General features: G+C 68.5%; 16 protein-coding genes and 2 pseudogenes. 4 read left to right on the top strand and 14 right to left on the bottom strand.

Annotated features, from left to right (window positions below):
• Window positions 1-7 precede the first annotated feature (7 nt).
• The 11 genes and pseudogenes from AC099J_RS25330 to AC099J_RS25280 form a co-directional block, all read right to left on the bottom strand.
• Window positions 8-1,294 carry an arsenic transporter gene (locus AC099J_RS25330; protein ID WP_479618068.1) on the bottom strand — a complete coding sequence of 429 codons (1,287 nt, stop codon included), beginning with the start codon at window positions 1,292-1,294 and terminating at the stop codon, window positions 8-10.
• Between the two features lie 76 nt (window positions 1,295-1,370).
• Window positions 1,371-1,856, bottom strand: a complete 486-nt coding sequence (locus tag AC099J_RS25325) for an arsenate reductase ArsC (RefSeq protein WP_479618067.1) — start codon at window positions 1,854-1,856, stop codon at window positions 1,371-1,373.
• Window positions 1,857-1,948: 92 nt separating this feature from the next.
• The gene (locus AC099J_RS25320) at window positions 1,949-2,443 is read right to left on the bottom strand and encodes an arsenate reductase ArsC (RefSeq protein WP_479618066.1); all 495 of its coding nucleotides are present in this window, start codon (window positions 2,441-2,443) and stop codon (window positions 1,949-1,951) included.
• A gap of 55 nt (window positions 2,444-2,498) precedes the next feature.
• On the bottom strand, window positions 2,499-2,825 hold the full coding sequence (locus AC099J_RS25315; protein ID WP_479618065.1) for an ArsR/SmtB family transcription factor: 327 nt from the start codon (window positions 2,823-2,825) through the stop codon (window positions 2,499-2,501).
• 64 nt (window positions 2,826-2,889) lie between these two features.
• Window positions 2,890-4,053: an alpha-hydroxy acid oxidase gene (locus AC099J_RS25310; protein WP_479618064.1), complete on the bottom strand. Its 1,164-nt coding sequence runs from the start codon at window positions 4,051-4,053 to the stop codon at window positions 2,890-2,892.
• Window positions 4,054-4,195: 142 nt separating this feature from the next.
• A pseudogene (locus AC099J_RS25305) lies at window positions 4,196-5,290 on the bottom strand (TRAP transporter substrate-binding protein).
• 224 nt (window positions 5,291-5,514) lie between these two features.
• On the bottom strand, window positions 5,515-7,422 hold the full coding sequence (locus tag AC099J_RS25300; protein WP_479618063.1) for a PhoX family protein: 1,908 nt from the start codon (window positions 7,420-7,422) through the stop codon (window positions 5,515-5,517).
• Between the two features lie 150 nt (window positions 7,423-7,572).
• Window positions 7,573-8,028, bottom strand: a complete 456-nt coding sequence (locus tag AC099J_RS25295; protein ID WP_479618062.1) for a RidA family protein — start codon at window positions 8,026-8,028, stop codon at window positions 7,573-7,575.
• Complete coding sequence (locus tag AC099J_RS25290; protein ID WP_479618061.1) at window positions 8,025-9,020, bottom strand: transglutaminase family protein; 996 nt, start codon at window positions 9,018-9,020, stop codon at window positions 8,025-8,027. The genes AC099J_RS25295 and AC099J_RS25290 overlap by 4 nt, the downstream gene beginning before the upstream one ends.
• A gap of 164 nt (window positions 9,021-9,184) precedes the next feature.
• Window positions 9,185-11,803 carry a circularly permuted type 2 ATP-grasp protein gene (locus AC099J_RS25285; RefSeq protein ID WP_479618060.1) on the bottom strand — a complete coding sequence of 873 codons (2,619 nt, stop codon included), beginning with the start codon at window positions 11,801-11,803 and terminating at the stop codon, window positions 9,185-9,187.
• Between the two features lie 44 nt (window positions 11,804-11,847).
• Window positions 11,848-15,459 (bottom strand): transglutaminase family protein, encoded by a 3,612-nt coding sequence (locus AC099J_RS25280; RefSeq protein ID WP_479618059.1) that lies wholly within the window; start codon window positions 15,457-15,459, stop codon window positions 11,848-11,850.
• Between the two features lie 185 nt (window positions 15,460-15,644).
• Between AC099J_RS25280 and AC099J_RS25275 the strand changes: the two are divergent.
• The 4 genes and pseudogenes from AC099J_RS25275 to AC099J_RS25260 all read left to right on the top strand — a co-directional run bounded on the left by AC099J_RS25275 (window position 15,645) and on the right by AC099J_RS25260 (window position 21,961).
• A pseudogene (locus AC099J_RS25275) lies at window positions 15,645-18,082 on the top strand (DNA internalization-related competence protein ComEC/Rec2).
• Between the two features lie 103 nt (window positions 18,083-18,185).
• The gene (gene ppk2 / locus AC099J_RS25270; protein ID WP_479618058.1) at window positions 18,186-19,358 is read left to right on the top strand and encodes a polyphosphate kinase 2; all 1,173 of its coding nucleotides are present in this window, start codon (window positions 18,186-18,188) and stop codon (window positions 19,356-19,358) included.
• A 120-nt stretch (window positions 19,359-19,478) separates the two neighbouring features.
• Window positions 19,479-20,999, top strand: a complete 1,521-nt coding sequence (locus AC099J_RS25265; protein ID WP_479618057.1) for a circularly permuted type 2 ATP-grasp protein — start codon at window positions 19,479-19,481, stop codon at window positions 20,997-20,999.
• A gap of 2 nt (window positions 21,000-21,001) precedes the next feature.
• Entirely contained in the window at window positions 21,002-21,961 is a 960-nt protein-coding gene (locus tag AC099J_RS25260; protein WP_479618056.1) for an alpha-E domain-containing protein, read from the top strand.
• A gap of 84 nt (window positions 21,962-22,045) precedes the next feature.
• Here AC099J_RS25260 and AC099J_RS25255 read toward each other — a convergent pair whose 3' ends face one another.
• The 3 genes from AC099J_RS25255 to AC099J_RS25245 form a co-directional block, all read right to left on the bottom strand.
• The gene (locus AC099J_RS25255; protein ID WP_479618055.1) at window positions 22,046-22,291 is read right to left on the bottom strand and encodes a hypothetical protein; all 246 of its coding nucleotides are present in this window, start codon (window positions 22,289-22,291) and stop codon (window positions 22,046-22,048) included.
• A 77-nt stretch (window positions 22,292-22,368) separates the two neighbouring features.
• Entirely contained in the window at window positions 22,369-22,707 is a 339-nt protein-coding gene (locus AC099J_RS25250) for a hypothetical protein (protein ID WP_479618054.1), read from the bottom strand.
• A gap of 53 nt (window positions 22,708-22,760) precedes the next feature.
• Window positions 22,761-22,898 (bottom strand): hypothetical protein, encoded by a 138-nt coding sequence (locus AC099J_RS25245; protein WP_479618053.1) that lies wholly within the window; start codon window positions 22,896-22,898, stop codon window positions 22,761-22,763.
• Between the last annotated feature and the right edge of the window lie 160 nt (window positions 22,899-23,058).

The raw sequence follows: 23,058 nt of genomic DNA, 5'->3' as shown, positions 1-23,058 counted from the left end.
GCGCGCTTCAACCCACGCTCAACCGCAGTGCCAGGGCCGACAGCGTCACCAGCAGCACGGGCAAGGTCAGCACGATGCCGACCTTGAAGTAGTAGCCCCAGGCGATGGTCGTGCCCTTCTTCTGCAGCACATGCAGCCAAAGCAGGGTGGCCAGGCTGCCGATTGGCGTGATCTTGGGCCCCAGGTCGCAGCCGATGACGTTGGCATAGACCATCGCCTCCTTGATGACGCCGCTGGCCTGCGACGCATCGATGGACAGCGCGCCGATCAACACAGTGGGCATGTTGTTCATGACCGAGGACAGCAGCGCGGTGAGCACGCCTGTGCCCAGCGCGGCGCCCCAGATGCCGCCCTGCGCGAAGACGTCCAGCAGCGTGGCGATGCGGTCGGTCAGCCCGGCATTGCGCAGGCCGTAGACCACCAGGTACATGCCCAGCGAGAACACCACGATCTGCCACGGCGCCCCGTGCAGCACCTTGCGCGTGCTGATGACCGAGCCCTTGCCCGCCACCGCCAGCAGCACCACGGCACCCACGGCCGCAACAGCGCTGACCGGCACGCCCAGCGGTTCCAGCCCGAAAAAGCCGACCAGCAGCAGCACCAGCACCACCCAGCCGGCGCGGAACGTGGCCGCGTCGCGGATGGCCTGTGACGGTGCCTTCAGCTGCGCCATGTCGTAGGTGGCGGGAATGCTTCGGCGAAAGTACAGCATCAGCACCAGCAGGCTCGCCAGCACGGCGGCGATGTTCACCGGCACCATGACCGCCGCGTACTGGTTGAAGCCGATGTCGAAGAAATCGGCCGACACGATGTTGACCAGGTTGGAGACGATCAGCGGCAGGCTGGCGGTGTCGGCAATGAAGCCGGCCGCCATCACGAAGGCCAGCGTGGCGGCCGGTGAGAAGCCCAGTGCCACCAGCATCGCCATGACGATGGGCGTCAGGATCAGCGCCGCGCCGTCGTTGGCGAACAGCGCCGCCACGGCCGCGCCCAGCAGCACGATGAAGGCGAACAGGCGCGGCCCGCGCCCACCGCCCCAGCGCGCCACGTGCAGGGCGGCCCATTCGAAGAAGCCGGCTTCGTCCAGCAGCAAGCTGATGATGATGACGGCCACGAACGTGGCCGTGGCGTTCCAGACGATCTGCCAGACCACTGGAATGTCCGACAGCTGAACGACGCCGAACAGCAGGGCGAGCACGGCACCGAGCGAGGCGCTCCAGCCGATGCCCAGGCCGCGGGGCTGCCAGATGACGAGCACCAGCGTGAAGATGAAGATGAGGATGGCGGTCAGCATGCGTGCGTCTTGGCGTGAAGGGCGTGGAAGATCCGCCGTAGCGCTGCTGCGGCAAGACCCGGAAGAGTCGGGGAGCTCAGAGCCGCTGCAGCGCGGCGCTCAGCTGCGCATCGTCCAGCGTGTCGAACGGCACCTGGGCCAGCAGCCGCATGCGCTCCCCGATGGCCTGGCGGGTGGCCTCGAAAGCAGCGCGCTTTTCGTCCACGTTGCTGCCGGCGTTCGATGGATCGGGGTAGCCCCAGTGCAGCGTGATGGGCGAGCCGGGCCAGTAGGGGCAGGTCTCCGCTGCGGCGCTGTCGCAGACCGTGATGACGACCCGCATCTGCGGTGCGTCCGGGCCGGTGAATTCGTCCCAGCTCTTGCTGCGGTAGGCCGATGTGTCGATGCCGGCCGCCTGCAACACCTCGATGGCCAGCGGGTTGACGCGGCCACTGGGCGCACTGCCTGCGCTGTAGGCCCGCAGGTCAGCGCCTTGGGTGGCAGCCCAGTGGTTCAGCATGCCTTCGGACAGCACGCTGCGCGCTGAGTTGTGGGTGCACAGGATCAGGATGTTGGTGGGCATGTCAGTGGCCCCCGGCCGCGCGAAGCCGCTGACGCGCCCCCTCGGGGGGCAGCGGACCTCGCGAAGCGGGGTAGCGTGGGGGTTGTTTCATCTCAGCGGGTCCCGATGTCGCGCATTTCGTGCTGGATGGCCAGGCGCTCCAGCTTGGTGAGCGGCAGCGCCAGCAGGAATTCGATGCGGCGCTTGAGCGTGACGGCCGTGTCCATGAAGGCCCGCAGCTTGGTCTCTTCAGTACCCTCGACCGCGGCAGGGTCCGGCACGCCCCAGTGCGCCGTGATGGGTTGGCCCGGCCAGATCGGGCAGGCCTCGCCGGCCGCCTGGTCGCACACGGTGATCACGAAATCCATGCGCGGTGCGTCCGGCTCGGCAAAGACGCCCCAGCTCTTGCTGCTGAATCCGGTGTCGTCGAAATGCAGGTGCTTGAGCGTCTGCAGGGCCAGCGGGTGGACCTGCCCTTTAGGCTGACTGCCGGCCGAGAAGGCACCGAAGCGGCCTTGGCCGAGCTTCTTCAGCATCGCTTCGGCCAGGATGGAGCGGGCGGAGTTTCCGGTGCAGATGAACAGCACGTTGGAGGTGGGTGATGTCATGGTGATGCGGTCAGGTGGTGAACGATGGGTGTGGACGATGGGAAAGCGGCGTGGGTCATGCGGGGCGGCAAATGGAGACATCGGCGGTGATGCAGGCTTCTCCGTTGCAACAGTTCTCCGTCAGATAGCCCACCAGGTCATTCATCGCGTCAAACGAGGCGCGGTAGATCAGGTTGCGGCCGTGGCGCTCCTGCGTCACCAGGCCGGCGTGCGTCAGCTCCTTGAGGTGGAACGACAGCGTGTTGGGCGCGACCTCCAGCTGCTCGGCCAAAGCGGTGGGAATCACGCCATCCGGTCCCGCCACCACCAGCGCGCGGAACACCCGCAAGCGCATGGCATGGGCCAATGCGCCAAGTGCTTGAACAGCCGTTGTGTCGTCCATAAATCTATAATACAACAACTATTGAAGTGTTAGGCGAGAGGTTGCAAGATGCTGGCGCTGAGGCTCAGCCCACAGCCGCCGGCCGACTGAGCATGCCCGGCTCGGCTGCGTCCAGCGTGGGCACACCGGCCAGCTGCATCGCCAGCCGCAGCTCTGCCAGCAGGATGGCAATGGCCCGGTGTGCCCCGGCCTCGCCGCCAGCGCAGACGCCGAACATTGCGGCCCGGCCGATGGCCACGGCCTGCGCGCCCAGCATGCGGGCCTTCAGCGCGTCCACGCCACGGCGCACGCCCGAATCGACCAACAGCGCCACGCGGCCCTGGGTGGCGGCGGCCACCAGCGCCAGCGCATCGGCCGAGGCCAATGCGCCGTCGAGCTGGCGCCCGCCATGGTTGGAGACCCAGATGCCGTCCACGCCCAGCGCGGCCAGCCGGGCCGCATCGGCCGGGTGCTCCACCCCCTTGACCAACAGCTTGCCGCGCCAGCTGTCGCGCAGCGCGGCCAGATCGCTCCACGCGTAGGCGGCGTCCAGGTTCTGGCCGACCCGGGCCGCGATGGTCAGGCCCGCGCTCTGGTCGCCCATCAGGCCCTGCACGTTCTCGAACTGCAAGGGGCCGGCGCGCAGCGTGCGCCACGACCAGCCCGGGTGCGTGATGCCGTCCCACACCATGCGCGGCGTCACGCGCAGCGGGACCGAGACGCCGTTGCGCAGATCACGCTCGCGCTTGCCGCCGGCCGGCAGGTCGAGCGTGACCACCAGCGTGCCGTAGCCTGAAGCCTGCGCGCGCTGCACCAGCTTGTGGTTGAACGCGCGGTCGCGCAGCACATAGAGCTGGAACCACAGCGCGCCCTGCACCGCGTCGGCCATGCGCTCGATGCTGGTGGTCGACATGGTCGACAGCGTGTAGGGAATGCCATGCGCTGCCGCCGCCCGCGCAATCGCCAGATCGGCCTGCGGCCAGCCCAGCGCGCACGAGCCCATGGGCGCCACCACGAACGGCGCGGCCGAGGGCGTGCCGGCGATGTCGGTTGCCATCTGCGGGGCCGACACATCCACCAGCACGCGCGGCACGATGCGCAGGCGTTCGAAAGCGGCGCGGTTGTCGGCCAGCGTCAACTCGTCCTCGGCCCCGCCATCGATGAACTCGAACACCGCGCGCGGCAGCCGGCGCCGGGCCATGGTGCGCAGGTCGGCGATCGACAGCGCGGAATCCAGCGCCGTGGTCATGCCTGTACCGCCAGACTGCGGCCTGCGGCGTGCACGCGCATCGGGTGGACCGGCGCCGAGCGCATCGGCGTCCATCGGCTGCAGGTTTGCGTGGGGCCCTCAGCTGCCAGCCGACTGGGCACCGCCGCACAGCACCACTGCATCACCGTCGGCGCGAGGCGGCCGTCATGTAGCTGTCGAACGGGCCTTCGCAGAACTGCTGCCACAGCACCTGTTCGTCACGGAACTTGAGCCAGGGCGTGAAGATCTTCTTGAACGCCGGGCTCTTGCCGGCCAGCTCGTCGTACAGCGCTGTCGTGGCCTTGTAGCCGGCGTCCAGCACCGGCCGCGGGAAGGCGCGCAGCACAGCGCCGCCGGCCACCAGTCGCGCCAGGGCACGCGGGTTCTCGACGTCGTACTTGGCCGTGCACCACTGGTTGGCCTCGGCAGCGGCGGTGCGCAGTGCGATCTGGTAGTGCGCCGGCAGCGCAGCCCAGGCCTTGGGGTTGACGAATAGCGACAACGTGGCCGAGCCTTCTCACCAGCCCGGGTAGTAGTAGTACTTGGCGACCTTGTGCAGGCCCAGCTTCTCGTCGTCGTATGGGCCGACGAACTCGGCCGCGTCCAGCACGCCCTTTTCCAGTGCCACGTACAGATCGCCTGCGGCCAGCTGCTGGGCGACCACGCCGAGCTTGGCCAGCGCCATGCCGGCCAGTCCGCCGACGCGGAACTTCAGCCCCTTCAGGTCTTCCGGGGTCTTGATCTCCTTGCGGTACCAGCCGGCCATCTGCGCGCCGGTATTGCCCACCGGCATCACCATCACACCCTGGCTGGCATAGAACTCGTCGAGCAGCGCTTGCCCGCCGCCTTCGTACAGCCAGGCGTTCTGGCCGCGCGCGTTCAGGCCGAAGGGCAGGGCGGTGCCGAAGCCGAAGGCCGGGTCTTTGCCGATGTAGAAGTAGCTGGCCGAATGCCCGGCCTCGACCGAGCCGGACTGTGTGGCGTCCAGCACCTGCAGCGGCGGCACCAGTTCGCCGGCCGGGTGCAGGCTGATGTTGAATCGGCCCTCGGTCAGCTCGCCGACGCGCTTGACCGCCATGTCCATGGCGCCGTAGATGGTGGCCAGCGATCGCGGGTAACTGGACGCCAGGCGCCAGCGCACTTGCGGGTTGTTGCCTTGTGCCAGCGCGGGCGCGGCCAGGCCAGCGGCCAGGGTGCCGGCGGCCGTGCTGCGGGCCAGGAATCGTCTGCGTTGCATGGTGGCGTGTCTCCGTCGTTGTCGGAGCGCCATAGTACGCAGTGAACCCGGCCTTCAGGACGCACGGCGCGCGCCATCGCGTGTAGCTGTCGCAGCGGCGACTGGCGCGGTGACCGTCGCAGGGACTGGTTGAGCAACTGGTCAAGGGACCGCTTGGGTGGACTGCCTCGGTCGACCGCCCTCGGCTTTGCCCCGTACCACTCGCTTCGGCCGCCGGGCGAGGCTCAGGCGCCGATCACGCCCCCGTCCACCCGCCGGATCACCACCGTCGCCGAGCGCGGGCGGTTGGCGCCCTTGTCGGGCCAGTTGGAAAAGCGTGTGGGTGCAGCCGGGTCACTGCGCTCACTGGGGCTTTCGCCTGGGTGCTGGATGTTCACGAACATCGTGCGGCCGTCCGGCGTGCTGGTGGCGCCGGTGACCTCGCAGCCGGCCGGGCCGGTCAGGAAGCGGCGAACCTCGCCGGTGGCCGGGTCAGCCGCCAGCATCATGTTGTGCGCCAGCCCCGCGAGTTCGCCCTTGCCCATGGCCGAGGTCGACATGTCGGTCTGGATCCACATCACGCCGCGCGCGTCCACCCACAGGCCGTCCGGGCAGGCGAACGCGTCACCTTTGACATTGCCCTTGGCCTCGGCGCGCTCGTTCAACGCCTCGCCAGCCAGCACGAAGTGGTTCCACTGGAACGCCAGGCCGTCGTGGTCGCCGTCTTCTTTCCACCGGATGATGTGGCCCATGCTGTTGTTGGCGCGCGGGTTGGCAGCGTCGATGCCCGGATGGTCTTTGCCACCACGGTTGCTGTTGTTGGTCAGCGTGCAGTAGACCCAGCCTTGCCGGTCCACCGCGATCCACTCGGGCCGGTCCATCTTGGTGGCGCCCAGGCGGTCGCTGGCCTGGCGGCTCTTGATCAACACCTCGCCCTGGTCGGCGAAACCGTTGGCCGCCGTCAAAGGGCCCTCGCCATGCGCCAGCGCCAGCCAGCGGCCACGGCCGTCGGCGTCGAAGCGCGCCACGTACAGCGTGCCGTGGTCCAGCAGCGTGGCGTTGGCTGCTGCCCCGCCGCTCTGGATGCGATCGCGGCTGACGAACTTGTAGATGTATTCGAAGCGGGCGTCTTCGCCGCTGTAGACCACGGCGCGGCCGTCGCGCGTCGTGGCCACGGTGGCGCCTTCGTGCGCCGCGCGCCCCAGGGCTGTGCGTTTGACGGGCGTGCTGCTGGGGTTGTTCGGGTCGATTTCCACCACCCAGCCGAAGCGGTTCAGCTCGTTGGGGTGCTTGCTGGCGTCGAAGCGCTCGTCGTGTTCGTGCCAGCGGTAGCCCACCGGGTCGCCCTTGCGCAGGCCCCAGCGGGCCTGGTGCGCGTCGGGTTGGTCGGGGCCCTTGAAGTAGAAGGCGAAGTTCTCTTCACACGTCAGGAACGTACCCCAGGGCGTCATGCCGGTGCCGCAGTTGTTCAGCGTGCCGAGCACGCGGCGGCCGGCCGGGTCGGCCGCGGTGCGCATCAGCGCGTGGCCGGCGGCCGGGCCGCCGATGGCCATGGGTGTGCGCGCCGTGATGCGGCGCGCCCAGGGCGAGGGGCGCACCACATCCCAGCGGCCGTTCGTCAGCGCCACTTCGCAGACGCTGACGCCATGCGCGGCCTGGGCCTTGCGCACCTTCTCGGCGCTCCAGTTGGCCAGGCCGTCCCGGTGCAGCAAGCCGTCGTCCACGTACTCGTGGTTCATCACCAGCAGGCCCGACTGGGCACCCTTTGCGTAGAAGTGGATGCCGTCGTGGTGCATGCCGAACTGGGCTTCCTGCTCGGCTGCGGTGTTGCTGGCGTCGCGCTTGAAAGCCGGGGTGTCGCCCGACAGGCCGACCGGGTCGCCCCAGGGGGCGATCACCTGGGCGGTGTAGCCCTCAGGCACGGTGATGTTGTCGGCGTTGGAGATCGGCACGCTCTTGAAGCCCAGCGACGTGCCCATGGCAGACAAGCCGCCGGTCGCGCAGCCGGCCAGGCCCAGGCCCGCCAGCGGCGCGAGGAAGGCCGACGCCGCTGCGCCACGCAACAGAGTGCGGCGCGAGGGCTGGCTGATGTCGTGGATGCTGGGATTGGGACAGCGGTTGCTGTCCTCCATCGTGGAGAAGTCTTTTGGCATGGTGCTCTGGAGTCATGGGAAACCACCGAACACTGCATCGGTTCGGTGAAGCCTGTGTGACAGTCACCCCGGTCGCCACGTCGCGCCGCCGGTGCTCCCGCGCTGGCGCCGCCCCTGTTGATGCGCCCCCGGGCGGCCCGGCCCCACCCGTTACCCGATTTCGGCGATGAGCTCGATCTCCACGCAGGCGCCCATGGGGTTCTGCGCGACGCCGAAGGCGCTGCGTGCATGCGCGCCGGCTGCGCCGAACCACTCGCCGAACAGCTCGCTGGCGCCGTTGGTCACCAGGTGCTGCTCGGTGAAGTCAGGCGTGGAGTTGACCAGGCTCATCAGCTTGACGATGCGCTTGATCTTGTTCAGATCGCCCACGGCGGCGTGCAGCGTGCCCAGCAGGTCGATGGCGACAGCGCGGGCCGCGGCCTTGCCGTCTTCGGTGGCCAGGTTCTTGCCCAGCTGGCCGACCCAGACCTTGCCGTCCTTCTTGGCGATGTGGCCGGACAGGAACACCAGGTTGCCGGTCTGCACGAAGGGCACATAAGCGGCGGCGGGCGTGGCAACGGGCGGCAGCGTGATGCCTTGTTCCTTCAGCTTGTCGTAGATGTTCATGGGCGTGGCTCCTGTGTCTGGGTTGGGGTCTGGCTCTGGCTCTGGCTTTGGCTTTGGCTTTGGCTTTGGCTGTGTGCCTGGCTCTGGCCCTGGCCGACGACCCCCTGGGTTTCAGCGAGTGGCGCCACCGTCACGCCGACGCGCAAGGTGTGGCTGGCACCGCCATGGATGACGCCGCGCATCGGCGAGACGTCGGAAAAATCGCGGCCGACGGCCAGCGTCACATAGTCTTCGCCAGGCACGCGGTCGTTGGTGGGGTCGAAGTCGAACCAGCCGTCGTGGCCCGGCACCTCCGGCACGTAGACCGAGACCCAGGCGTGCGAAGCGTCGGCACCGACCAGCCGCGGCTTGCCCGGTGGCGGCTGCGTCAGCAGGTAGCCGCTGACGTAGCGCGCGGGCAGGCCCATCATGCGCCAGCAGGCCACCATGATGTGGGCGAAATCCTGGCACACGCCCTTGCGCAGCGCCAGCGCTTCGACTGCGGGGGTGTTGATCTCGGTGCTGTTGGTCGAGTATTCGAAGTCGCGGTAGATGCGCCGTGTCAGGTCGCGCGCAGCGGCCAGCAGCGCGACGCCGGTGCCGAAGCTGGGCCGGGCGTAGGCGGTGAAATCGGCGTGGCGCGGCACGTAGGGCGATGCGAACAGGAACTCGGCCGCCGCGTCATACGAGCCGCCCGCGCGGTAGCGGAAGCGGTCACGCACCTGCTCCCAGGTCGTGGCGCTGTCCGGCAGACGCTGGGGCAGCGTCTCGACCACGCTGTCGGACACCACGGCCAGCTCATCGTGCCCGACCTGCAGCGCAAAAAATGCGCGCGTGTTGCCGAACACGTCGTCCGAAAAGCGCAGTTCGCCAGGCAAGGGCTCGATGCGCAGATGGTGGTCCAGCAGGCGCTGGCCGGCCGTGTTGCGCGGGCGCAGGTGCGCCACGTGCTGGGCTGTTTCGACCGAAGGCGAGTAGCGGTAGCGGGTTTCGTGCGTGACGCGCAGCTTCATTTCAAACCTCGATTCCGCGGCGCGCCGCACGCAGCCTATGGACCCGCACGCCGAACGCATGACCTGCCAGGGCACCCGCGGAACTGGCTCTGCCAGGCCGCTGGGTGCGCCCCAATCGCGGAGCAGAGGGGGGAGCGGCGAAGCCGCCTGGGGGGTGCTTCATGTCACGCGCCAACGCTCTTCTTGGCGTCGCGCGAGTGCGTGAAATAGATGGCGCCAATGGCGTCGGACACATCGAAGGCGCATTGCGTGCAGCGCTCCAGGTGTTCCTGCAGCGTGGCGTAGCTTTGGTCGTCGCCCGGGCTGCACAGCGCTTCCAGATCCCAGGTGATCGGGCGCACCACATCGCGGGCCAGGGGCGTCGTGTCGGCGGGCGCATCACCGGCCAGCTTGGCGACCCGGCCACGCAGCGTCTGCGCCACCCAGCCCAGCGAGCGCGGGTTGTCGCGGTCCAGCACCAGCAGGTCCAGCAGCGCGGCGAGGTCGCGGCTCTGCTGGTATTGCGAGTGGAAGGTGATGGTGCTGTCGAACAACGCCAGCATGGCCTCGAACCCGCCGTTGCTGGCCACCGATCCGGTTCTGATGCCGCGGGCCAGCGCCGAGGACAGGAAGCTCAGCCGCTCGACATGGCGGCCGATGCTGAGCAGCCGCCAACCGTCGTCACGCGTCATGCGGTCGGTCTGCGCGCCGGTCATGGCGGCGGTGGCGGTGCTGGTGGATTCGAGCAGCCGCAACGCCTCTACGGCCGAGAAGTCGCCGTTGCGGGTGTGTTCGGCGCAGCGCGCCAGAAACCCTTCTTCGGCCCGCACGATCACGTTCCAGTGCTCCTGCGACAGCCGCTCGCGGATGGCCGATGCGGCAAAGCGGGTCGAGCGCAGGTTGTAGCCCACGCTGTGCACCTTGTCGGTGTCGCCCAGGCCGGCGATGAGCGAACGCTCGAACACGCGCCGCGCCTGCGCCGGCGAGGGCACGGCCGGCAGCACCAGTGCGAAGGTCACGGCCATCTCGTACAGCCAGGCCAACAGCGGTGGAGAGGATTGCTCCTCGCCGTTCAGCATGTTCAGCGTCACGCGCGCCAGGCGCAGCGTGTTCTCGGTGCGTTCGGCGTAGCGGCCCAGCCAGAACAGGTTCTCGGCGGCGCGGCTGGTGACCATGCGTTTTCTGTGGACCACGGCGGCGGGTGACAGGTGGGATTGCAGGAGCGTGGTGCGGTCGACTTCGCCCGGCGTGCGCACCCAGACGTCGGCACTGCTGCCACCACGCTGCATCGAGGCGATGCTGTGCTGCACGCTGACCATGCGGGCCAGGCCACCGGGCAGCACGCGCCAGGAGCGCGGGCCGTCGGACACCGCGAACACGCGCAGCATCACCGAGCGCGGTGCGATGCGCGGGGGGTGGCCGGCGCCGCTGTTCCAGGTGGGCATCTGCGACAGCGGCATGTAGGTCTGCACGGTGTGCTCGTCGCCCTGGCGCACGATGCGGCCGGCCCATTCGTCCAGCTCGCGGCGCGACAGGCTGCCGCCCAGACGCGCTTCGAAGGTGGCGCCACCGTGTTCGCCATAGGTCGGCTTGATGACGCAGCTGGGCAAGTCGGGCAGGGCAGCTTCCATGGCCGCGCGTTCTCCGCACCACCAGGTGGGCAGGGCCGGCAGTTTCAGCTCTTCCTGCAGCAGATGGCGGGCCAGTGCCGGCAGAAAGCCCAGCAGGGCCGGTGATTCGAGGAAGGCCGAGCCCGGCGCATTGGCGATCAGCACATTGCCGGCGCGGATGGCCTGCAGCAGACCGGGCACGCCCAGGCGCGAATCGGGCCGCAGCTCGAGCGGGTCCAGGTACTGGTCGTCCAGCCGCTTGAGCAGGCCGTGCACCGGCTCCAGGCCCTTGAGCGTCTTCAGGTACAGGCGCTGGTCGCGCACGGTCAGGTCGCTGCCTTCGACCAGGGTCAGGCCCAGATAGCGGGCCAGATAGGCGTGCTCGAAGTAGGTCTCGTTGTAGGGGCCGGGCGTCAACAGGGCGATGTGGGCATCTGCACCGGCCGGGCTCATGCGCTTCAAGCCCTGCACCAGCGCGCTGTAGGTGCCGGCCAGCCGCTGCACCTGCAGCGATTCGAAGGCCTGCGGGAACAGGCGCGAAATGGCGAGCCGGTTCTCCAGCAGATACCCCAGGCCGGAGGGTGCCTGCGTGCGCTGCGACACGACCCACCAGTTGCCGTCGGCCCCGTGGGCCAGGTCGAACGCGGCGATGTGCAGGTGCGTCTCGGCACGCGGTGTCCAGCCGTGCATGGAGCGCAGGTAGCCGGGGTGGCCCTGCACCAGCGCGGGCGGCAGCAGCCCCTTGGCGAGCAAACGCTGCGGGCCGTAAACGTCGGCCATGACGCTGTCGAGCACGCGCACGCGCTGCAGCACGCCAGTCTCGATCTGGCGCCAGCTCTCCGGCGTGACGATCAGCGGAAACAGGTCCAGCGACCAGGGCCGCTGCGGGTTGCCGGCATCGGCATAGACGTTGTAGGTGACGCCGTTGTCGCGCAGCTGGCGCTGCAGCTGCGCGGCCCGACGGTCCAGGTCGGCAAAGCCCTCGCGGCCGAGCAGCTCGAAGAACTCGCCCCAGCTTGGGGTCAGGGGCGGGCGCGCTTCGGTGCTGCGGGGCGCGCTGGCGTTGGCAGGTCGCGCCACGCCCCGCAACTCGTCGAAATGCCCGGGCATTGCCTGACGGGCCAGCGCGGAGGCGAACCCTGCAGGGCTCTCCTGCGCTTGGGTATCGAATAGGTTGTTGTTGTACTTGTCCACGTGGCCCGCATTGTCACATCACGGACACCGTCGCTCGTTGCTTCCTACCGACGCAAGTCCAGCGTGAAGGGGAACTCGCGGCTGCCGGCCACGTTGATCGTGGCCGGGGGCACCAACATCGTGCCCGGTGTGTGCCCGATGCGCAGGAAGCGCGACAGGCGCCGGCTTTCGGCTTCGTAGGAGTTGACCGGGAAGGTGTCGTAGTTGCGCCCGCCGGGGTGGGCGACGTGGTACTGGCCACCGCCCAGCGAGCGCTTCATCCAGGTGTCGACGATGTCGAACACCAGGGGGGCGTGCACGCCGATGCTGGGGTGCAGTGCCGATGGCGGGTTCCACGCGCGGTAGCGCACACCACCGACGAATTCGCCCTTGATGCCGGTCGGCTGCAACGACATCGCGCGGCCGTTGCAGGTGACGACGTAGCGGCTCTCGTTCAGGCCGGTCACGCGCACTTCGACGCGCTCCAGTGAAGAATCCACATACCGCGCGGTGCCGCCCGACGTGCCTTCCTCGCCCATCACGTGCCAGGGCTCCAGGGCATTGCGAACGGTCAGCTCCATGCCGCTGGCCTGCACCTGGCCGACGATGGGGAAGCGGAACTCCAGGTGCGGCGCGAACCAGGCGGTGTCGAACGCGTAGCCGGCCTCGCGCATCTCGCGCATGATGTCGGCGAAGTCCATCTGCACGAAGGTGGGCAGCAGAAACTTGTCGTGCAGCTCTGTGCCCCAACGCGTGGCCGGCGCTTTGTACGGGGCGTTCCAGAAGCGGGCGATCAGCGCGCGCAGCAGCAGCTGTTGCACGATGCTCATGCGCGCGTGCGGCGGCATCTCGAAGGCGCGCAGCTCCAACAGGCCCAGGCGGCCGGTGGCCGAATCGGGCGAGTACATCTTGTCGATGCAGAACTCGCTGCGGTGCGTGTTGCCGGTGACGTCGATCAGGATGTTGCGCAGCGTGCGGTCCACCAGCCATGGCGGCATGTCGTTGCCGTAGACCTCACGGTTGCGCGTGATCTCGCGCAGCGCGATCTCCAGCTCGTACAGCTGGTCGTTGCGCGCCTCGTCCACGCGCGGTGCCTGGCTGGTCGGCCCGATGAACATGCCGCTGAACAGGTAGGACAGCGAGGGGTGGTTGTGCCAGTACAGGATCAGGCTGCCCAACAGCTCGGGGCGGCGCAGGAACGGGCTGTCGATCGGCGTGGCCCCGCCCAGCACGAAGTGGTTGCCGCCGCCGGTGCCGGTGTGGCGGCCGTCGGTCATGAACTTTTCGGCCGACAGGCGCGTCTCGAACGCGGCCTGGTAGAGGAACTCGGTGTGCTCCACGAGTTCTGTGAAGTTGTGGGCCGGGTGGATGTTGACTTCGATGACGCCCGGGTCGGGCGTGACCTGCAGCATCTTCAGGCGCGGATCGCGCGGCGGCGGGTAGCCTTCCATGACGATCTTGACGCCCAGATCCTGCGCCGTGGCTTCGATCGCGGCGACCAGCTCCAGGTAGTCCTCCAGGCGCTCCAAAGGCGGCATAAAGATGTAGAGCTGGCCGGACTTGGTGCCGACCTGCTCGGCCTTGGCGCCATTGGCGCGGCGTGGGTCACGGGCTTCCACGCACAGGGCCGTGCGCTTGGTCCAGTGGGCGGATTCGAAGCGGTTGGGCGCCCGGCTGGACGCGGCCGATTCGCCCTGCGACAGGGCTGCAGCACCGGCACGCGTGCCCGTGCCGCCCGCACCAGTGCCGGCGGTGCCACCAACGGCGCCGCCACCAACATCAGCGCCTCCAGCACCGATTCCACCAGCGATGGTTCCACCAGCGAGTCCAGCAACGGCAGCATCGCCGCCTGCGGCCCCGCCGACCCTGGACTGCATGCGTCGCGCCGATTCGTCCGATGCGGGCTGACCCACCAGCATCGCCGGGTCCCGGCCGGCACTCAGCGCGGCCACGTAGCGGGCGCGGATAGCATCGGCCGCCGGCAATGCGTCACGCGGGGCTGTGGGGTCGCGCTCGATCATGTAGGGGAAGTCGCTCTTGCTGATCCAGGGCAGCGAATCGAGCGGCAATCGGTAGCCCATCGGCGAATCGCCCGGCATGAGGTACATGCGCTCGTCACGCAGGAACCACGGGCCGGTGGTCCACTTCGGGCCGGCCAGCGACGGGCCTTCGTCTACCGCAATGGGCAGCACGTAGCCGACCACGGCATCGAGCTTCTGCTCGAACACCCGGCGCAAACGCACACGCTCCATCTCATCGTCCAGCCGCGAATCGAAGGGGTCAACGTTGACGGGCAGGCGGCGCTCGCGCCACAGGTAGTACCAGGTGTCCTCGTAGCCGGGCTCGATGTGTTCGGCGGAGATGTGCAGCTTCCTGGTCAGCAGCTCGGTGAAGCGGCGGGCGTCCTCGCTGCTGTACTGCGCGGGCACACGCTCATCGGCGAACAGGTCGGGGTTGCGCCACACGGGCTGGCCATCGGCACGCCAGAAGATCGACAGCGCCCAGCGCGGCAACTGCTCGCCGGGGTACCACTTGCCCTGGCCGAAATGCAGGAAGCCGCCATCGCCGTATTCCGCGCGCAGCTTCTGCACCAGTTCGGTGGCGTAGCCGCGTTTCGTCGGGCCGAGCGCGTCGGTGTTCCACTCGCCGGCGTCGCGGTCGGTGGTGGCGACGAAGGTGGGCTCGCCGCCCATGGTCAGGCGCACGTCGCCGGCCACCAGCTCGGCGTCCACCTGCTGGCCCAGTGCCAGCACGTCGGCCCATTGCTCTTCGGTGTAGGGCTTGGTGACACGCGGCGATTCGTAGATGCGCGTGACGCCCATGTGGTGCTCGAAGGTGACTTCGGCATCGTCGACCAGGCCCTCGATGGGCGCGGCGCCCGAGGGCTGGGGCGTGCAGGCCAGCGGGATGTGGCCTTCGCCGGCGAGCAGGCCCGAGGTCGCATCCAGGCCGACCCAGCCGGCGCCGGGCAGGTACACCTCACACCAGGCGTGCAGGTCGGTGAAGTCGTGGTCGGTGCCGCTGGGGCCGTCCAGCGCCTTGACGTCGGGCGTCAGCTGGATCAGGTAGCCCGAGACGAAGCGCGCCGCCAGGCCGCAGCGGCGCAACAGTTGCACCAGCAGCCAGCCCGAATCGCGGCACGAGCCGCTGGCGTTGGCAAGCGTCTCCTCGGGCGACTGCACGCCAGGCTCCATGCGGATCAGGTAGCGGATGTCCTTGGCCACCTGCTGGTTGATCGCCACCAGAAAGTCGATGGTGCGGCGCTCGGTGAGGTCGATGGTCTTCAGGTACTTCTCGACCAGCGGCGTCATGGGCTCGAGCGCCAGGTACGGCGCCAGTTCTTCCTTGACCAGTGGCTCGTACTTGAACGGGAAGTTCTCGGCCGCCGGCTCCAGGAAGAAGTCGAACGGGTTGTAGACCGCCATCTCGACGACCAGATCCACCGTGATCTTGAACTCGGTGGACTTTTCCGGGAACACCAGGCGCGCCTGGTAATTGGCAAACGGGTCCTGCTGCCAGTTGATGAAGTGGTTGGCCGGCTCGACCGTCAGCGAGTAGGAGATGACATTGCTGCGGCAATGTGGCGCAGGCCGCAGACGGATGACCTGGGGTCCCAGTTGCACGGGCCGGTCGTAGCGGTAGTGGGTGATGTGGTTCAGCGCTGCGTGTGTGGACATGTGTTGTCTCTTTTGATGCCGAAGAAAGGTTGTGGCCCTCGCCAGCGGTGCTGGATACTAGCTGGAGGATTGCTAAGCAAGAGCCGAGCCAGTGAGCGATGCGGCGTGTGCAACGTGCGCATCCGGCTTGGGGCAAGCCAGTGTAGTGGGGACTCATGTTGGGGCAGACGGAGGGCTGGCGACAAATGCGGGCCGGCGACGTGCGCGCCGGTCTCTGGCTGCCCTCGTGCCTGGGCCTGCCGGCGGGCACGGCCCTGCAGTTGCAGCAGGCCGGGCTGGGGCCGGGTTGGGGCTACGCCGCCTTGCTGCTGGCGGGTGCCGCGGTGGTCGCCTGGGCGGTGTTGGCGGGGCGGGCCAGGCCCGGCATGCGGCAGCTGGCGATGGGCGCGGGCGTGGCGGCGGTTGCCTTCGGTCTGTGCGGCCTGCGCGCGCTGTGGTACCTGGGCTCGGCGCTGGATCCGGCGCTCGAAGGCCGCGATCTGGTGGTGATCGGCACCGTGGCGGCCATGCCGCAGCCTGGTGAGATCGCCACGCGGCTGCGGCTGGATGTCGAGACCGCGCAGCTCGATGGCCGGCCGGTGGCGGTGCCGCCGCGCATCGAACTGTCGTGGTACCACGGCACCCTGTGGACCGCCGCACCGGATGGCTCACCCGATGCGGCGGTGCAGCGCACGGCCGACTGGCGCGCAGGCGACCGCTGGCAGTTGCAGGTTCGCCTGCGTGCGCCGCACGGCCACCGCAACCCGCACGGCTTCGACTACGAACTGCTGCTGTGGGAGCGCGGTGTGCAGGCCACCGGCTATGTGCGGGCCGGCCCGCGCGACCTGCCGCCGCAGCTGCTGGCCCGCAGCTGGCGCCACCCGGTCGAGCGTGCCCGCCACGCGATGCGCGAGGCGATCTTCGCGCGCGTGGCCGACCGTGCGCAGGCCGGCGTGGTGGCCGCGCTGGTCATGGGCGACCAGGGCGCCGTGGAGCGCGCCGATTGGGAGCTGTTCCGCGCGACCGGTGTGGCCCACCTGCTCAGCGTCTCAGGTTTGCACATCACCATGTTCGCCTGGCTGGCCGGGGCGCTGGTGCGGGCCGCATGGCGCCGCCTGGCGTGGCGCGGCTCGCCGGTCAGTCTGTGGTGCCCGGCCCAGCACGCGGGGCTGGTGGGCGGCGTCGTGCTGGCCGGCGCCTATGCGATGTTCAGCGGTTGGGGCGTGCCCGCCCAGCGCACGCTCTGATGTTGGCCACGGTGGCGCTGCTGCGGCTGTCGGGCCGCGCCTGGCCTTGGCCCCTGGTCTGGGCGCTGGCCTGCAGCGCGGTGCTGGTGCTGGACCCGTGGGCGCTGCTGCAGCCCGGCTTCTGGCTCAGCTTCGTCGCAGTGGGCGTCTTGTTCGCCACCGATGCCGGGCGTTCGCACGCGACCGCTGCGGACCTGGCACGGCGCACGGCGGGCGCTTTCTTGCGCATGTTGCGCGAGCAGTGGATCGTGACGCTGGCGCTGGCGCCGCTGTCCCTGCTGCTGTTCCAGCAGGTGTCGCTGGTGGGGCTGGTGGCCAACCTGCTGGCCATTCCCTGGGTCACGCTGGTGCTGACGCCGCTGGCCATTCTCGGTGCGGTGTGGCCGGCCCTGTGGGAAGTGGCGGGCATCGCCGTTGGCCTGCTGGCCGCGGTGCTGCGCGTGATGGCGGGCTGGCCGCTGGCCAGCGTCAGCGCTGCGGCGGTGCCGCTGGCCGTGGGTGCGGCCGCAGTGCTCGGGGCCGTGCTGCTGGTGGTGCGGGCGCCGCTGGCGCTGCGGCTGATCGGTCTGCCCCTGTTGCTGCCGGCGCTGTGGTGGCAGCCGCAGCGGCCATCGCACGGCAGCTTCGAGTTGCTGGCCGTCGACATCGGCCAGGGCAACGCCGTGTTGGTGCGCACGGCACGGCACAGCCTGCTCTACGACACCGGGCCGCGTTACGGTCAGGACAGCGATGCCGGTCACCGTGTGCTGGTGCCACTCCTGCGCGCGCTGGGCGAGCGCCTGGACACGGTGGTCGTGAGCCACAGCGACAGCGACCACAGCGGTGGGGCGCAGGCCGTCCTCGCCATGCAGCCGCAGGCAGCGCTGTTGGCGTCGCTGCCACCGGACCACGCGCTCTTGGCCTTGCGTCCGGGCGCGCCCTGCGCGGCCGGGCAGCACTGGGAGTGGGATGGCGTGGCGTTCACCGTGCTGCATCCGCCTGCAGGCGGCCCACGCAGCGCAAAGGCCAACGCCGACAGCTGCGTGCTGCGCATCGCCACCACGGGCCAGGCGGCGCTGCTGGCGGGGGACATCGAGCAGCCGCAAGAGGCCCGGTTGGTTGCAGCCGGCGAACTGCTGCAGGCCGACGTGCTGCTGGTCCCTCATCACGGCAGCAAAACGTCGTCCAGTGCCGCGTTCCTCAAGCGCGTGGCGCCGCGCATCGCCCTGGTGCAGGCCGGCTACCGCAACCGCTTTGGCCACCCGGCGGCCGACGTGGTGCAGCGCATCGAGGCGCACGGCGCGGCTGTGGTCGGCTCCTCGCGTTGCGGGGCCATCACCTGGTACAGCCAGGCGCCCGATCGCGTGCACTGCGAACGTGCGCAGCGACCGCGCTATTGGCAGCACCGCCCGCCGTGAGCGATGCGGTGTACGTTTGATGTCGATCAACTTGCGGCGCGGCTGGCGCTGCAAGATGGCGGTGTCACCGCACTGTCATCTTCCCGCAGACGCGTACAACAACATGGCCAAAGACAACCCAACCCCAGCACCTTTCCCCCCTACCCGCAATCCGCGCCGCGCAGGCGCCAGACCGCGTCCGGTCAACGCCGGCGACACGCTGGCGCGCCCGGGCCGGCGCGCGGCCGAGGCCGACCGCGTGGCGCGTGGCACCAGTACGGCCGAGACGGTGCAGACTCTGGTCGTCTCCGATCTGCTGGCGCAGGCGGGGAACGGCGCCTCGCAGTCACAGGTGCTGCAGCAACTGCAGACCCTGGCGCGCGGCGCATCACCCGACGAGCTGAAGGCGCTGCGCAGCGCGCTGTTCGCCCCGGCGGCAGATGCGCCCGGCCGCGGCGTCGACCCGGACGCCGAGCTCAGCGCCGGCTGGCGTGAGGGGGCCTACCCCTACAAGAATCTGCTGTCACGCAAAAGTTACGAGCGGCAGAAGTACCGGTTGCAGGTCGAGCTGCTGAAGCTGCAGTCCTGGGTCAAGGAGACCGGCCAGCGCGTCGTCATCGTCTTCGAGGGGCGCGATGCCGCCGGCAAGGGCGGGGCGATCAAGCGTTTCATGGAGCATCTGAACCCGCGTGGCGCGCGCGTCGTGGCGCTCGAGAAACCTAGCGATGTCGAGCGCGGCCAGTGGTACTTCCAGCGTTACATCCAGCACCTTCCCACGCGCGGCGAGATCGTGCTGTTCGATCGCAGCTGGTACAACCGTTCGGGCGTGGAGCGGGTCATGGGCTTCTGCTCCGAACACGAGTACCAGGAGTTTCTGCGCCAGGCGCCGGAGTTCGAGCGCCAGCTGGTGCGTGCGGGCGTGCATGTCGTGAAGTTCTGGTTCTCCGTCAGCCAGGCCGAGCAGCGCCGCCGCTTCAAGGAGCGCGAACTGCACCCGCTCAAGCACTGGAAGCTCAGCCCCATCGACAAGGCCTCGCTCGACAAATGGGACGACTACACGCGTGCCAAGGAGGCCATGTTCGTGCAGTGCGATACCTCGGACGCACCATGGACGGTGATCAAGAGCGACTGCAAGAAGCGAGCGCGGCTCAACGCCATGCGCTATCTGCTGCACCGGCTGCCCTACACCCAGCGCGACCTCGCCACCATTGGTTCGACCGACCCGCTGATCGTCGGCCGACCGGCCCTGGTGCCAGTGCTCGGCGAGGACGCACTGGCCTCCATCGGCGCGACCTAAGCGCGCCCATTTACACCATGCCGCGAGGTCTGTCTTGCGGCTTTTTTTTGCGCCGATGGCGGTGGATGTCGTGAGAAGCTGGCTTGCAACTTGCTATCCTAGCTGTCAGGAGAAGCCCGCATGTTGAAATACGACGAGATGTACACCAAGCTCCCTTACGAATTCTTTTCGAAGGGCGCGCAAATCCGGGATCACTACAAGATCTACGATGACTGGCTCGCACGCCAGCCCGGCGACATGATGGCCAAGCGCAGGTCAGAGGCGGAGATGATCTTCCGCCGTGTCGGCATCACCTTCGCGGTGTATGGCGCCAAGGACGAGGACGGCTCCGGCACCGAGCGCCTGATCCCGTTCGACCTGATCCCACGCATCATCCCGGCCGCCGAATGGGCCGCCATGGAAAAGGGCCTGGTGCAGCGCGTCACGGCGCTGAACCGGTTCATCCACGACGTCTACCACGACCAGGACATCATCAAGGCCGGTCTGATTCCCAGAGAACAGATCGTGAACAACGCCCAGTTCCGCCCGGAGATGGTGGGTGTGGACGTGCCGAACCATGTCTATTCGCACATCGCGGGCGTCGACATCGTGCGTGCGCCCGATGCCCAGGGCAATGGCGAGTACTACGTGCTCGAAGACAACCTGCGCGTGCCCAGCGGCGTGAGCTACATGCTGGAAGACCGCAAGATGATGATGCGGTTGTTCCCCGACCTGTTCAGCCACCACCACGTCGCACCGGTTGCGCACTACCCCGATCTGCTGCTCGAAACGTTGCGCGCCTCGGCGCCGCCGGCCACTGCCGACCCGACGGTGATCGTGCTCACCCCCGGTATGTACAACAGCGCCTATTTCGAGCACGCCTTCCTGGCCCAGCAGATGGGCATCGAGCTGGTCGAGGGCCAGGACCTGATGGTCAAGGACAACTTCGTCTACATGCGCACCACGCGCGGCCCCAAGCGCGTGGACGTGATCTACCGGCGCGTGGACGACGACTTCCTCGACCCCAAGGTGTTCCGCCCCACGTCCACGCTGGGCTGCGCCGGGCTGATGGAGGCGTACAAGGCCGGCAACGTGGTGATCTGCAATGCCGTTGGCACCGGTGTGGCCGACGACAAGTCGATCTACCCCTATGTGCCCAAGATGATCGAGTTCTACCTGGGTGAAAAACCCATTCTGAACAACGTACCGACTTACATGTGCCGCAATGCGGATGACCTGAAGTACGTGCTCGACAACTTGAAGGACCTGGTCGTCAAGGAGGTGCACGGCGCCGGCGGCTACGGCATGCTGGTCGGCCCGGCCGCCACCAAGGCCGAGATCGAAGACTTCCGCAAGGCCGTGCTGGCCAACCCCAGCGGTTACATCGCGCAGCCCACGCTGTCGCTGTCCAGCTGCCCGACCTTCGTCGAATCGGGCATCGCGCCGCGCCACATCGACCTGCGGCCATTCGTGTTGTCGGGCAAAGAGGTGCAGATGGTGCCCGGCGGCCTGACCCGCGTGGCGCTGAAGGATGGTTCGCTGGTGGTCAACTCCTCGCAGGGCGGGGGCACCAAGGACACCTGGATCCTCGAAGAAGACAGCCCCAAGCCACCGCCTGCTGCTGCGCCGGCGCCAAGCCAAAAACAAAGCCAAGGGAAGTAAGCATGCTGAGCCGCACCGCCGACCATTTGTTCTGGATGTCGCGTTACACCGAGCGCGCGGAGAACACCGCCCGCATGTTGGACGTCAACTACCAGTCCTCGCTCTTGCCGCAGTCCGCCGCCGTGGCCCAGCTGGGCTGGCAAGGGCTGCTGTCCATCAGCGAACTGCGTGAAGCCTACGCCAGCAACCACGACGCCATCACCTCGCGCGAGGTCATGGAGTTCATGGTCAAGGACGAGAGCAACCCCTCGTCCATCATCTCGTGCCTGCGCGCTGCGCGCGAGAACGCCCGTGCCGTGCGCGGCAGCCTGACGACGGAAGTCTGGGAGACCGCCAATTCCACCTGGCTGGACGTCAACCGCATGCTGCGCGCCGGCGAATTCGAGTCCGATCCGGCGCAGTTCTTCGAGTGGGTCAAGTTCCGCTCGCACCTGTCGCGCGGCGTCACGCTGGGCACCATGCTGCAGGACGAGGCTTTCTACTTCCTGCGCCTGGGCACGTTCCTGGAGCGGGCCGACAACACGGCGCGCCTGGTCGACGTGAAGTTCCACGCGGTCGAGAGCGACTTCTACGGCGCCGCGAGCGAAAAGGACCAGGAATACGACTTCTACCACTGGAGTGCGATCCTGCGTTCCGTATCGGCGTTCGAGGTCTACCGCAAGGTCTACCGCGATGTGATTCGCCCCGAGCGCGTGGCCGAGTTGCTGATCCTGCGGGCCGACATGCCGCGCTCGCTGCACGCCAGCCTGAACGATGTGCTGATCAACCTGGAGATGGTGACCGCCGACCCGAACAGCGAGACGCTGCGCCGCGCCGGCAAGCTGCGGGCCGACCTGAAGTTCGGCCGCATCGACGAGATCCTGGCGACCGGCCTGCATGCCTTCCTGACGCAGTTTCTGGACCGCGTGAACGAGCTGGGCAGCCACATCAGCCGCGAGTTCCTGGTGCCGGTGACCACCTGACCCTGGCCCGCCGCAAGGCGGGTGCAGCTCAGGCGCGTCGGCGTCTTGTCCCGAGCGCGGTGCACTGTGTGCACCGCGCTCGTTTCATTTCAGATCACCGATGACCGAGTCTGCGGCGTCGCCGTACTTCTCGGTGAACCAGGCCACGCGCGCGGCAGCGCTCGAATCGTAGGGGCAGGCTTCCTGCAGGATCTGCCGCACCTCCAGGGCCGCCTGCCAGCGGCCCATTTCCAGCGCCGTGGCACGGGCCGGCTCGGCGGGACGCGCGCCCCGGATGAAGTGCGCCAGGCGCCGATCGACTTCCAGGATGACGGTGGGCTCAGCTCGCATGGGATGCAAATAGCAATTCCCGGGCCGATGTGATGCGGACCCGGCAGTACCCATCGTGGCGATGCCGGGGCGGTTGGTCAAGCGCTGTCGTCCTTGCTGGCCGGCGGGTTCTGCAGGAACGACCGGATGACGTCGTCGGCCTCGTCGAATTGCGATGGCACCGGCTCGGTCAGCGTCTGATGCAACAAATTGGTGAATTGCTCCAGCACCATTTGGGTGCGCTCGGAAACGCCGTGGTCCTGCGTGGCTTGGCGCACGCCGGGCGCGGCGCGGACCAACGCTTCGAGCAGGACAGCGCGCTGCGGATGCGTCGCGGCCAGCGCCGTGGTGATGGCGCTGAGCGCCGTCACCAGGCCCATGAGGTCTTCGTTGCTGCGTTCGAGCTGGCGCAGGCGTTCTTCGGTGCTGGGTGGCAAGGGGTTCCGTCAGAGGCGATGACCCGGCCGCACCGTGCAATGGGCCTGCACGGTCAGGAGGCCGCCCGCTCGATCAGCGCCGTGATGGCGCCGAGCGCCCCGAGCATGGCCATTGCGTAGAGCGCAAACGCCAGGCGGCTGCCGATGCCGGTCGACAGAAAAGGGCGGGTGTTGGAGGGGGTGGATTTCACGGGTAGGAGGTGTTTCGGGTCCGGGGCGAGGGATTGCACGGGGTGGCGGGTCATGGGCATGCATCAAAAGTGCCAGACCTGCCGTGCAGGCCCCACGGGCAGAGCGTACCAGCCAGCCAGCGTGTGGGGCCTGCTGCACAGCGTCGCCGGTGCGGCCGGC

Source organism: Rhodoferax sp. RT4P68 (genome assembly GCF_056521305.1).
Note: the sequence above shows the minus strand (reverse complement) of the source record. Positions and strands in the feature narration are given on the sequence as shown.